Raw genomic sequence first — 13,408 nt, 5'->3', positions numbered from 1 at the left:
GTTACTGCAAAGAAAGGTATAGCAGGGATCTGTTGAGAATGTATGAACCTGTAGCGCCCCGGAACCAGCGCCATAAGGTTTGCTATTATCGATGGGCAGATAGACAGGACCTGCAACTCAACCTGCCCCAAACAAGAAGAACTCCAGGTAAGAGACACGGATACGGCGAATATAAAGTACAAAGTCAAACCTCGAGTACCGACGTCCTGCCGGCGGGCTCGTAGCTGGGAAGGAGGGTTTCTGCAAATATCGATGCAACTGCCGCCCTATTATCAATTTTGAATTCAAACGCGGATCAAAAATCAGCCTGATTGCTGTACCATATAGCCACAGTTACAGAGGCGATATCGAATAGGGCATCACAGCATCGGCCCGGTCTGATTGACATCGGCGACTGACATCTTTAAAACGTCACCCAACTTGGCGATAGCGCTACGAGACACAGCAAGGACATGGACTGATGGGACAGCTTATAGGAAATTTCTTCTCGGTAGTTTGGCGAGTTCTCGCTGCCGTTTTTGGTCACTGGCAAGCGCCGCCCTGGATGCATTGGTGCATAAAACATCCCTTTAAAGCATTGGGAAGCCTACTGCTGCTATCTGTATTGACTGTGCTTTGCTGGGGCGGCTGGTATTGGTACCAGCATTTACCCAAGCCCTATACCCTGCACTATACGCTCAAGGCGCCGAGGCTGACCGATTACCACCAAGCCAAACCTCAGGTCGCTCCCTTGACCCTGACCTTCAGTGGTTCGGTCGCGCCTTTGGATGTCATAGGCAAACCCGTCTCCAAGGGCGTCAGTCTCAGCCCCCAACTCGCCGGACAGTGGCGCTGGGCCAGTGACAAACACCTGCAATTTACTCCGGATAACGACTGGCCGATTGCGGAAAAGTTCGCAGTCAGCCTGGATAAGAAGCAGCTGCTGGCAGACCATATCTTACTGGATAAATACCAGAGCGAATTCAGCACAGCCGCCTTCACGGCCACCATCTCTGACGGACGCCTGTACCAGGATCCGGCCCAGCCGAGTATTCAAAAGCTGGTCGCCACCCTGGCCTTCAGCCACCCGGTGGATACGGCTTCGGTCAAACCCCAACTGGCGATATTGCTGAGCCCCGGCTTGACCTACAGTGGCAATGGCGATACCGAAGTCACCTTCGACGACAAGCATCTGTTCGCTTACATACATTCTCCTGCGCTCGTCACGCCACTTGAGCAGAGCACTGTAACCCTGGAAGTCAGCAAAGGGATCCTGGCGGCCAGCGGCGGCAACAAGGCGGGCAAGAGCCAATGGCAAGTAGAGGTTCCCGGCCGTTATCAGCTGAGCTTTAAACACCCTCAGGTCAACTTCGCCTACAACGACAAGGATGAACCCGAGCCGGTATTGACAATGGAAAGCTCACGTCCGGTCAACGACGAAGCGCTTCAAGGCAAGGTACATGCCTGGTTGCTGCCGCTGAAAAATCCCAAGGGAAGCCGTCACTGGTATCAGGAAAATGTCACCGAGCAGGTGCTGGCCAAGGCCGACAAACTGACTTTGACCCAGATCCCCGGCGCCGAAGGCCTCAACCAGTTGCACAGCTTCAAGCTGAAAGCTCCGGTCGATCGCTACGTGGCGGTAATGGTGGATAAGGAAGTCGAAGGCCAAGGGGGTTATCTGTCCCGCGATGCCGTGCTGACTGTGCTGCGAATGCCGCAATATCCCAAGGCGCTCAACTTCCTCGGCGAAGGCTCCTTGCTGACTCTGGACGAAGATCAACGCCTCGGCTATCTGGCCCGTGGGGTGCAAAAGGTGCAGATTGAAGTCGCCCAGTTGCTGCCTGATCAGCTCAATGCCCTGATAGATCAAAGCTCGGGCAGCTTTGCCGAGCCCTACCTCAACAACACAGATTTCGACCGTTTGGTCACCCGTCAGGTGTTCAAGCAACAGCTTGCCGGGCGCGATCCCAGCAAGACGCTCTACGGCAGCGTCGACCTCAAGCCCTTCTTCAAGGACAAGCGCGGCATCTTTGTGGTCAAGCTGACTCCGGCCGATGAAAGAGACAGCCAAACCTTCGACTATTACCAAACCGAGGCCCACGATCTGCGCTTTGTGGTCGTGACAGATCTGGGGATACTCGCCAAACGCAGCCGTGATGGCAGCCAGGATCTGTTCGTGCAATCCCTCGGTAAGGGGACTCCAGTGGCCGGAGCCCGGGTGGCCGTCATCGGCCGCAACGGTTTGCCGGTAGCCGAGGCTTTGACCGATGAACGCGGTCATGCAAGCTTTGCCAAGCTTGGCGAACTGCGCCGGGAAAAGACCCCGCTCTACTATCGGGTCGAAAAGGATGGCGATCTCTCCTTCCTGCCGCTGGCTGATTGGCGTCGCCAGCTCAATCTGTCCCGTTTCGACACCGGCGGCAGCTACGAGAGCGACGATCCCGGCGCCCTGAGAGCCTACCTCTTCACCGACCGCGGGCTGTATCGCCCCGGTGAAACGGCTCATATCGCCAGTTTGGTGCGGGGGCAGGACTGGAGTACCGCCCTGGGTGGTCTGCCGGTAAAAATGCAGATCACCGACCCCCGCGGTGTAACCGTGCTGGATCGCACCTTCAAACTCGATGGCAGCGGCTTTGACAGCCTGGACTTCAGCGCCGGTGAAACCGCGGTTGCCGGTGACTATCTCGCCACTCTGTCCCTCATCAAAGACAGATACCGCCTCACGCGTCTTGGGGATGTCACCTTCAAGGTGCGCGACTTCGAGCCGGATCGCATTAAGGTGCGAGTCTCTCTGGGCACCGACAAGCAATTTGAAGGCTGGCGCAAGCCGCAGCAACTCAAGGCCGAGGTCTTGGCCGAGCAACTCTTCGGCGGCCCGGCGAGCGATCGCCGAGTCAGCGGCGAGATGGTGCTGTCACCAACCGATATCAGCTTCAAAGCCTGGCCCGGCTATCGCTTTGGGGTATTGGGCAAGCTCAAGGAATCGTTCCGCGAAGACTTGAGCGAAACCACCACAGACGGCGAAGGCAAGGCTAGCCTGGACTTGGCGCTGGACCGCTTTGCCGGCAGCACTTACAAGCTGCACTTGCTGGCGCGGGTATTTGAAGCCGGTTCAGGCCACGGCGTCAGCGCCCAAGACCAGCTACTGGTATCCGATGCCGACTGGTTACTGGGCTACAAGAGCGATGGCGATCTGGACTTCATCAGCAAAGACGGCAAGCGTGTGCTCAACCTGCAAGCCGTTGGCCAGGACCTTCAAGGTGTGGCTACCGAGCTCAAAGTCGAGCGTATCGCCCGGCGCTGGGTGTCTGTGTTGGTGAAACAGAATGACGGCACCTATCGCTATGAATCGCGCCGCAAAGACAAACTGCTGGGCAGCACTGCCCTGAGTCTGGCCGCAAGCGGTGGCCAATTGGAACTCAACACCAGGGAGCCGGGTGACTACCGCCTGCGACTGCTGGATGAAAACGGCCGCCAGTTGAACCAAATAGATTACAGCGTTGCCGGCAGCGGCAACGCCAGTCGCACGCTGGAGCGCAACGCCGAGCTGGAACTGACGCTAAACAAGGCAGAATATCTGCCGGGTGAAAGCATTCAGGTAGCGATCCAGGCCCCTTACAGCGGCGCCGGACTCATCACCATAGAGAGAGACAAGGTTTACGCCTTCAAATGGTTCAAGGCCGACAGCACTCGTTCGTTGCAAAGCATTACCCTGCCGCAAGGCATTGAGGGCAATGCCTATATCAATGTGCAGTTCCTGCGGGCACCGGACTCGGAAGAAGTCTTTATGAGCCCGCTGTCCTATGCCGTGAAACCCTTTAAGGTGGATCTCGGTGAGCGGCGTCAAGCCATCGCCCTGAGCCTGCCGGAAAAGGTTAAACCCGGGACGCAACTGGATATCGACCTCAAGCTGCCAAGCAAAGCCAGAGTCGTGGTATTCGGGGTTGATGCCGGTATTTTGCAGGTGGCCCGCTATGAAGCGCCGGATCCACTGGCGCACTTCTTCGACAAGAAGGCTCTCAGCGTAGATTCGAGCCAAATTCTCGACCTGCTGCTGCCGGATCTCAAGGTGCTGATGCGCCAGGCTGCCCCCGGAGGTGACGCCGCCGCGCTGCTGGCAGCCAACCTCAACCCCTTCAAGCGCAAGCGCGCCAAGCCTGTGGTCTACTGGTCGGGTATTCGTGAGTTGGCCGCCGGAGAGCAGCGGCTGCAATATACTGTGCCCGACAGCTTCAACGGCAGTATCCGCTTCTTTGCCGTCAGTGCCACCGAAAGCGGCATAGGCACCAGTGAGGCCAGTGTCGCGGTTAAAGCGCCTGTGGTGATGAGCCCCAATGTGCCGGCTTTCCTGGCACCCGGAGACAGCGCCGATGTTACTGTGGGACTCTATAACACAGAAGCCGAGGCGCAGGATGTTACCCTGACCCTCAGCCTGAGCGGCGCCCTTCGCAGCGACCTGCAACCGCAGCAGTTCCATATCGAACCGGGCCGAGAGGCCACGGCGCACTTTGCCGTCAAGGCAGGCGAAAATCTGGGTCAAGGAGAACTCCACTGGAAGCTGGCCACCAGCGAAGGCGAGCTCAAGATCAGCGAGAGCATCTCGGTGCGGCCGTTAACGCCCCACCGGTTGACCCTGGCCACGGCTGTGCTCGACCGTGCCGAAGCCAAGCTCAAACTTGACCGTCAGCTGTTTACGCCGTTCAGCAAGGTGGAAGCGGCCCTCGGCAACAGTCCGCTGGTTTGGGCTCAGGGGCTGAGCCACTATCTGGACAACTATCCTCACGCCTGTACCGAGCAGTTGGTATCCAAAGCCGTACCGGCGCTGCTGCTGGGCAAGCCCCAGGATAATCTCAATGACTTTAACCAACTCATTAGCCAGTTGCGTAGCCGCCAGAACAGCAGCGGCGGCTTCGGTCTCTGGGCCGCCAACCCGATAGTCGAGCCTATGGTGGCCTTGTATGTGGTAGACATGCTGCTGGACGCCAAGGCCCAGGGTTACCCCGTGCCCCAGGATCTACTGGACAAGGCCAACAGCTATCTGTCGAGCGTGAGCTCCGGCCCCAGCAGCGGCTTGGATGAGCTGCGCGAGCGTGCCTATGGCGCGTATCTGCTGGCCCGCCAGGGGGTGCAGGTGAGCGGCGCCCTCGCCGACATCCGCGAGCGTTTGCAGCGCTACTATCCCAAGGATTGGCAAGCGGACATCGCCAGTGCCTGGCTGGCCGCCAGCTTTACCCTGATGCAGCAGCAACAGTTGGCCGAGCCGCTGTGGCAGGCGCAGAAGTGGCAGCTGCTTGAGGACAAGCCCCAGCGCCTAGGCCTCTACCTGGATCCCATGGTGCACGATGCCCAGCTGCTTACACTCATCGCCCGTCAGGCGCCACAGCGCCTGGATGACCTGCCGGAACAGCTGCTGCCGCGCATGGGCCAGTGGCTCAGCGAGCAGCGTTACAGCTCGCTGTCTGCCGGTACTCTGGTGCGGGCACTGACCGCCCTGGATAACTCCCGCGGCGATCAGGGGCTGGCCATGCAAGCCTTGGTCGATAAGGCCTGGCAGGCACTGAGTCTACCCAAGGCTAAGCTGCCCCTCGGCAGTGAAGAAGTGAAATACCAGAAAACCGGCAGCAACCCTGCCTTCTATCTTCTCAGCCAGCAGGGATTTGACCAAAGCCCGGCCAAGCCTTTCAGCCAGGGGCTGGAGGTGAGCCGCGACTATCTGACCCAGGAGCTGCAACCTCTTGCCAAGGTCAAGGTCGGGGATGAATTCCTGGTCAGGCTGCGGCTGCGCGCCACAGATATGGACCAGTTGCAGCAGGTGGTTCTAATAGATCTGCTGCCCGGCGGCGTGGAGCCGGTTTATCGTGACAAGGATGACAGCTTCGACGGCTGGCAGCCGCCAGTGGGTATGGCTCAGCACAGCGACTGGTCGCCACAGTGGCTCAATGTTCGCGAAGACCGCCTGGTGCTCTACGGTACCGCCTGGCGCGATGCCAAAACCTTTGTCTACAAGGTTCGGGCCACCAATGTCGGCCAGTTCCAGGTGCCGCCCGCCTACGCCGAGGGGCTGTATGATCCCCTGGTTCAGGCTCAGGGCCCAAGCGGTGAGTTGGTGATCGAAGCGCCATGAAACGCCGCTATTTGTGCCTGCTGGCCCTGGCAGCCTTGCTGCTGGGGCTGAGACTCTGGCCGGCACAACCTTTTTCAAAGCTGGCGCCCAGTTCCCGCATGGTGTTGGCCGCCGATGGCAGTCTGCTGCGGCTGACGCTGGCCAGTGATGGCCAGTATCGGCTCTGGCAACCCCTGGAAGGGGTTTCAAACAACATGGTGCAAGCCATCTTGCTCAAGGAAGACCGCTATTTTTACTTCCACCCCGGCATCAACCCGGCGGCCACCGCCAGGGCGATAGTCGCCACCTATCTTAAGGATGATCGTCAGGGCGCTTCGACCCTGACCATGCAGCTGGCCCGGCGAGTTTACAACATCAACAGCCGCCAGGTTGCCGGGAAATTGCAACAGATGCTGGCGGCGCTCTGGCTGGAGCTGCGTTACTCCAAGCATGATATTCTCGAGGCCTATCTCAATCTGGCGCCCATGGGCGGCAATATTGAAGGTGTCGGCGCTGCCAGCCGCATCTACTTTCATAAAGACGCCGGTGAACTGTCACTCAGTGAAGCCCTCAGCCTGGCGGTCATGCCGCAAAGCCCGGCGCGCCGCGCCCGTTTCGGTGCCGACTTTCAGGATGCCCGCGACCGTCTGGCGTTGCTCTGGCAACAAAGCTATCGCGACGATCCCCGTAACAACGGCCTGTTGACACTCACCGCTATTGGCCATGACCGCACTGAGCTGCCATTTCTGGCGCCGCACTTCAGCCGCCGCCTGCTGCGGAATAATAGTGACACCCTAATTCACAGCACCCTGGACGTCAGCCTGCAGACCTTGCTGGAACGGCGCCTTGGGCTGTATATCGAAAGCCAGCGCCATCTGGGGGTCAAGAATGCCGCCGCAATCCTGGTGGACAGCCGCGATCAGAGCATCAAAGCCTGGATAGGCTCGGCAGACTTCTTCGATACCGATATCCAAGGCCAGGTGGACGGCGTCAGCGCCCGCCGCTCGCCGGGCTCAACCCTGAAGCCATTTCTGTTTGGCCTGGGCATAGATCAGGGGCTCATACACCCGCTGAGCATACTCAAGGATGCGCCCACCGCCTTTGGCAGTTTCCAACCGGAGAACTTTGACCACAGATTTACCGGCCCCATCAGCGCCCACGACGCCCTGGTCAAGAGCCGCAATCTGCCGGCCGTGTGGCTGGCAGGACAAGTAAACCAACCCAATCTCTACGGCTTCCTGCGCCAGGCAGGTATTCAGGGGCTCAGGGGTGAAAGCCATTATGGATTATCCCTGGCGCTGGGCGGCGGCGAGCTGACCATGGCGGAGCTGGCGCGGCTGTACCTGATGCTGGCGAGCCAGGGCCACGACTATCCGCTGCGGGATCAACAAAGCCAGCCCATCAGCCCGCAAGGAAAGAGCTTGCTGAGCCCGGCCGCCGCCTTTATGGTGCGGGACATACTCAAGGACAACCCCCGCGCCGACGGCCTGCCCGGCAGCAACTGGACCGTGGCCTGGAAAACAGGCACCTCCTGGGGGTATCGCGATGCCTGGAGCGCCGGTATCACAGGCCCCTATGTGTTGGTGGTCTGGGTGGGTAACTTCGACGCCACCCCCAACCCGGCCTTTGTCGGCGTCCGAACCGCCGGGCCCCTGTTCTTCGCCCTCAGCGATGCCCTGCAGGGCGCGCTGCCGGGCACGGCCGACATGGCCAACACGCCGCCGGATACAGTGAAAAAGGTAGCCTTCTGCGCCGCCTCCGGCGAGCTGCCCAACCCTTGGTGCCCCAAATTGGTCGATGGCTGGTATATCCCGGGAGTTTCCCCCATCAAGGTCTCCAACTTGCATCGCCCCGTGTGGCTGGATAACAAAACCGGCGCCGCCGTCTGCCCACCCTACGACTCGGCAATTCACCACCAGGAGGTGTTTGCCTTCTGGCCGTCAGACTTGGCGGCCCTGTTCGAGCAGGCAGGTTTACCCCGCAGGAGGCCGCCGGAGCTTCCGGCCGCCTGCAGCCAAAGAGTCGCAGTTAGCAACTCGGCCCCGCTTATCCGCTCCCCCTTGAAGGGTGTCACCTACAGCCTGCGCCAAAGCGTGGCCAATGAACACATAGCCCTCAAGGCCGACGCCGCCTCCGACAGCCAAATACTCTACTGGTTTGCCGGTAACAGCCTGCTCGGCCAGAGCCTGCCGGGCCAAACCCTGGAATGGCGCCCACCCAGAGCAGGACGCTTCCAGTTATCGGTCAGCGACGACAAAGGCCGCAGCGCCAGCAGACTACTTCGAGTAGATATGCTGCCTTGAGCCGGGCCGCTATTTAGATCACCTCTGTTTCGGCCTCTTCAGCCCCATAAATGCAGGAAATTCGGATATTGCTGGGGCCGAGTGATAAATTCGGGGGAAAGGTCATCACCAGAAGAACTTTCTAAGCTGCCTGGGCGGCAGTGAACACTCGCGGATCTCCCGCGCTACCCCGATAACGTTTCTAAGCTGCCTGGGCGGCAGTGAACTGACTGTCATCTTCCATAAGGTTCAGATTGCATTTCTAAGCTGCCTGGGCGGCAGTGAACAAACAAATTCGCCATCGCTGCCAGTGGCTACATTTCTAAGCTGCCTGGGCGGCAGTGAACTTGTTGCTCGGCACCAAAATGAATCTTCAACTTTTCTAAGCTGCCTGGGCGGCAGTGAACGTTTGCGAGCCATTAAAACAATTCCTGGGTGATTTCTAAGCTGCCTGGGCGGCAGTGAACCTCCGGGGATGCTTTCCAAAGCACTAGATCGTTTTCTAAGCTGCCTGGGCGGCAGTGAACGCAATATCAGCCTGCTCGCGCAGAGCTCGAACTTTCTAAGCTGCCTGGGCGGCAGTGAACATTGGCTTCCATCGCTTTGATGTGCTGCTTGATTTCTAAGCTGCCTGGGCGGCAGTGAACTCGATATCGATGCCTTTGTTGCCCGCCGTATCTTTCTAAGCTGCCTGGGCGGCAGTGAACTGAAACTGGACGTATCAACCTCGAATACGAAGTTTCTAAGCTGCCTGGGCGGCAGTGAACGGCACCAAGCGTTTCGCCAAGGATTCACGTAATTTCTAAGCTGCCTGGGCGGCAGTGAACGCGCCTGGGCAAAACGCATTGAGGCGCTTTGGTTTCTAAGCTGCCTGGGCGGCAGTGAACATTGAAAAGTTGCGTGATGCGTTTGACTGTGATTTCTAAGCTGCCTGGGCGGCAGTGAACAATGTCGCAATGCGTAACGGTAACCGCTGAGGTTTCTAAGCTGCCTGGGCGGCAGTGAACGTAAATGAAAGGCGGCGATTTAACGTGATAGCTTTCTAAGCTGCCTGGGCGGCAGTGAACCCAAAACCGTTAGCGAGCAGGCCAACCAATACTTTCTAAGCTGCCTGGGCGGCAGTGAACGGGACATACGACACAAGGAAAAAGAAACAGTATTTCTAAGCTGCCTGGGCGGCAGTGAACCGTATCCGCTGGGGATTGCCTCCGTTCAGCAGTTTCTAAGCTGCCTGGGCGGCAGTGAACCGTCTTTCTAACCCTCCGGGCTAATTAACCAATTTCTAAGCTGCCTGGGCGGCAGTGAACCAGGAGGATAATGTGTGCACATTCATTGATCATTTCTAAGCTGCCTGGGCGGCAGTGAACCCAAAGCAGGAATACCTAATAGTGCTGGTGCTTTTCTAAGCTGCCTGGGCGGCAGTGAACGGCTCAAGCCCCAACGAAAAAAGCCCCGCTTATTTCTAAGCTGCCTGGGCGGCAGTGAACTCGGATGCGCCCTTATAGTCCTTGTCTATGCGTTTCTAAGCTGCCTGGGCGGCAGTGAACCTGGAACTGGCCAATAACGACTGGGTACCCAATTTCTAAGCTGCCTGGGCGGCAGTGAACCGGTACCATTGAACCAGTTGCCCTCGCGTACCTTTCTAAGCTGCCTGGGCGGCAGTGAACAAAAAACCACAACACAGCAGGCCTAACAAAAATTTCTAAGCTGCCTGGGCGGCAGTGAACCAGAGCGAGCATTGAAAATCCCCATTCGGGAATTTCTAAGCTGCCTGGGCGGCAGTGAACGGCCATATCGTTATCGGATATCAGCCTGATTTTTTCTAAGCTGCCTGGGCGGCAGTGAACGCGCGCAGGCTTTGGGCCGGGACGCACTAATATTTCTAAGCTGCCTGGGCGGCAGTGAACGGTCCAGGCAGATCGTGCCGTGGTACTTGTCAGTTTCTAAGCTGCCTGGGCGGCAGTGAACTCTCGCGGCGCGTCGGCAGCAGGCCCCTGTGTTTTCTAAGCTGCCTGGGCGGCAGTGAACTAAGACCTGCATCTCGTTGCAGTGAACACACGTTTCTAAGCTGCCTGGGCGGCAGTGAACTCACCGCACTGCCAGACGGGCTGACCGTGGGCTTTCTAAGCTGCCTGGGCGGCAGTGAACGTCCACTTCGTTGCCGTCCAGAAGGGCGCACATTTCTAAGCTGCCTGGGCGGCAGTGAACGACAGCAGATAAGACCTAAAGCCCGGCTGTATTTTCTAAGCTGCCTGGGCGGCAGTGAACTGAACGATGACTCGCCCCCCGCAAGGTCCGCCTTTCTAAGCTGCCTGGGCGGCAGTGAACGCTGGGCCGAATATGTGACGGCGTCAGCGGTCTTTCTAAGCTGCCTGGGCGGCAGTGAACGATTGCGCCCGCTTGCCCTTCTTTCCACTTCGTTTCTAAGCTGCCTGGGCGGCAGTGAACGTGACACGGATCGGCCAAAAACGGCGGTTACCTTTCTAAGCTGCCTGGGCGGCAGTGAACAGAGGGCACGCCGTAGGCGATGGCCTGGTTTGTTTCTAAGCTGCCTGGGCGGCAGTGAACGTGGTTGAAACTATGAAGTATTACGGCGGCCTTTTCTAAGCTGCCTGGGCGGCAGTGAACATTCAGCGTGAAGAAACGCTACGCGAGCAAGATTTCTAAGCTGCCTGGGCGGCAGTGAACGGTCGAGCCCGCCGCCCACGGTCAGCCCGTCTTTTCTAAGCTGCCTGGGCGGCAGTGAACGAACCCCCGTTTGCCCTGTCTGGCCACTTCGCTTTCTAAGCTGCCTGGGCGGCAGTGAACACGCGGCGCGTCAATACCATGGCCGTCAGCCATTTCTAAGCTGCCTGGGCGGCAGTGAACGACAGGAGATGACTATTAATCCATTTGCTACCTTTCTAAGCTGCCTGGGCGGCAGTGAACTGCTGCGCTGCCGGCAGTCTGCACAATGGCGCTTTCTAAGCTGCCTGGGCGGCAGTGAACATGTGGCTGCGGCTTCGTGCGGCCGCCATCAATTTCTAAGCTGCCTGGGCGGCAGTGAACGTACGGTGCGGCACTTTTCACGCTCACCAATCTTTCTAAGCTGCCTGGGCGGCAGTGAACGGCAAATCTCAAGATATGGCCTCGGGCATGAATTTCTAAGCTGCCTGGGCGGCAGTGAACGCCCTGGTCTTTGTTCTGGCTGCCCTTGGTCATTTCTAAGCTGCCTGGGCGGCAGTGAACAAGGATACGGTTTATTTCCAAATCAGCGGCAATTTCTAAGCTGCCTGGGCGGCAGTGAACGCCTTGCGGGCCGCCATTATGTTGTTGAGTACTTTCTAAGCTGCCTGGGCGGCAGTGAACGCTAAGAGTCCAGAGGAAAAGCTTGTCTAGCATTTCTAAGCTGCCTGGGCGGCAGTGAACATAATGATTACACCAGTTGCACCAACGAAAGTTTTCTAAGCTGCCTGGGCGGCAGTGAACGGGTCCCTCCCTAACCAGCATCTGCTACCGGATTTCTAAGCTGCCTGGGCGGCAGTGAACTTAAGTCCCTCTTTTAGGTGCAGGTTAAGCAATTTCTAAGCTGCCTGGGCGGCAGTGAACGTGAGGCTCGAATTGCAAATCGAGATTGGCCGTTTCTAAGCTGCCTGGGCGGCAGTGAACAAAAAACTCATATTCAGACGGCGAAATAAGCATTTCTAAGCTGCCTGGGCGGCAGTGAACGCATGTTGATGCAACAGCTGAATACACAATCGTTTCTAAGCTGCCTGGGCGGCAGTGAACACAAGGCGTTGTTCATAAGCCCAGTCTGGAGTTTTCTAAGCTGCCTGGGCGGCAGTGAACGAGCATTGAAAATCCCCGTTAGGGAATGTGTATTTCTAAGCTGCCTGGGCGGCAGTGAACTGCTATCCAGCTGGGCGCTACACCATTCATGATTTCTAAGCTGCCTGGGCGGCAGTGAACTAGCAGCCCATCGAACACCACCACAACTGATGTTTCTAAGCTGCCTGGGCGGCAGTGAACAAGTGGTCACGGTTGATGATGCTATCCGCAAGTTTCTAAGCTGCCTGGGCGGCAGTGAACTTGATAACGGATAACCGCCACCAAGCCCAATAATTTCTAAGCTGCCTGGGCGGCAGTGAACTGGTGCGATAAAGCTCATACTGACCTACTTGCTTTCTAAGCTGCCTGGGCGGCAGTGAACATCCTAATGAGCAGCATTACCATACGTTTGCATTTCTAAGCTGCCTGGGCGGCAGTGAACAATAGAATAAAGCAATAAAAGAAAGTCACAACAGGTGGTTAGGATAAAAAACCTATTTTTACCCTGTTGAATACCACCTGTTGTAACTGATTGTATACAAAGCTTATTTTTAAAGAGCAAAAATAAAGGGTAAAACTCACCCTTTGATGCTTAAAAGTGCGGTACTGTTCCAAGCGATGCAATACCATTAACTTTACGACTCAGCCCGTAGCAATCGAACAGCCCATCCACAGGTGTACTTTGCGGATATCTTTCGATAAACAGCGGGAACTTGCTGTTTTTGTCCGGCGAACGTTGTTTCGTTTGCTGGCTGTGCAAGAAGATAAATGGCAAATCACACTGCCCAGTCGGTTTGCTTTTTTCAAGATCGGTTAAGCACTCGGCCAGCGGCTTGCCCGACTTTGCCGCCCATAATGCCGCCTTTTGCTGCATAGCCCGCTCAATCCGCTCAGGCGATTTCACCTGTTTGCGTACAAAGCTCACGTAGGAAACATCACTCGGTACGGGTTTGATCCCTTTTATATGCGCATAGTCTTCGAACCGATTCAGCCATTGGTGAATGGCTAGCTTTTCCAATGACGCTTGTTCTTTGGCAAAGAGGCGCAATTTACTGCCCAGGGGAAACTTAGCCCGGAGATAATCAGGAAAGCCAACCGCAACACTAGACTGATTTGCATCCACTTTGTGTTCAACAAGTGCAATATGCACTTGTTGAAACACGTTTTGCCAGAGGAAACCAAGCGAGATATCGACATCCGGTAGTAAGGTAATTTCTTGGTAGTAGTTCATTACCGC

The 13,408-nt window shown here is 57.3% G+C and carries 3 protein-coding genes and 1 CRISPR repeat array; of the genes, 2 read left to right on the top strand and 1 reads right to left on the bottom strand.

The features are described from left to right. Positions 1-460 precede the first annotated feature (460 nt). Together SIL79_RS09190 and pbpC are read left to right on the top strand one after the other, a co-directional pair. Complete coding sequence (locus SIL79_RS09190; protein WP_319619189.1) at positions 461-6,103, top strand: alpha-2-macroglobulin; 5,643 nt, start codon at positions 461-463, stop codon at positions 6,101-6,103. Further along, complete coding sequence (pbpC, locus tag SIL79_RS09185) at positions 6,100-8,385, top strand: penicillin-binding protein 1C (RefSeq protein ID WP_233962903.1); 2,286 nt, start codon at positions 6,100-6,102, stop codon at positions 8,383-8,385. The genes SIL79_RS09190 and pbpC overlap by 4 nt, the downstream gene beginning before the upstream one ends. A gap of 118 nt (positions 8,386-8,503) precedes the next feature. After that, a CRISPR array of direct repeats spans positions 8,504-12,613; the repeat unit is 28 nt; unit sequence TTTCTAAGCTGCCTGGGCGGCAGTGAAC. 150 nt (positions 12,614-12,763) lie between these two features. On the opposite strand, the gene cas6f is transcribed toward pbpC, so the two are convergent. Continuing rightward, a complete protein-coding gene (gene cas6f, locus SIL79_RS09180) occupies positions 12,764-13,402 on the bottom strand; it encodes a type I-F CRISPR-associated endoribonuclease Cas6/Csy4 (RefSeq protein ID WP_208159137.1) in 639 nt (212 codons plus the stop codon). Between the last annotated feature and the right edge of the window lie 6 nt (positions 13,403-13,408).

It is taken from the genome of Shewanella indica (assembly GCF_033842865.1).
Lineage (GTDB): Bacteria > Pseudomonadota > Gammaproteobacteria > Enterobacterales > Shewanellaceae > Shewanella > Shewanella indica.
This window is presented reverse-complemented; position numbering and strand designations above follow the sequence as displayed.

What these genes read in the sequence shown, in the direction of transcription:
- SIL79_RS09190 (WP_319619189.1), top strand. Translation starts at nt 461, where the DNA reads ATGGGACAGCTTATAGGAAATTTCTTCTCGGTAGTTTGGCGAGTTCTC.
- pbpC (WP_233962903.1), top strand. Translation starts at nt 6,100, where the DNA reads ATGAAACGCCGCTATTTGTGCCTGCTGGCCCTGGCAGCCTTGCTGCTG.
- cas6f (WP_208159137.1), bottom strand. Translation starts at nt 13,402, where the DNA reads ATGAACTACTACCAAGAAATTACCTTACTACCGGATGTCGATATCTCG.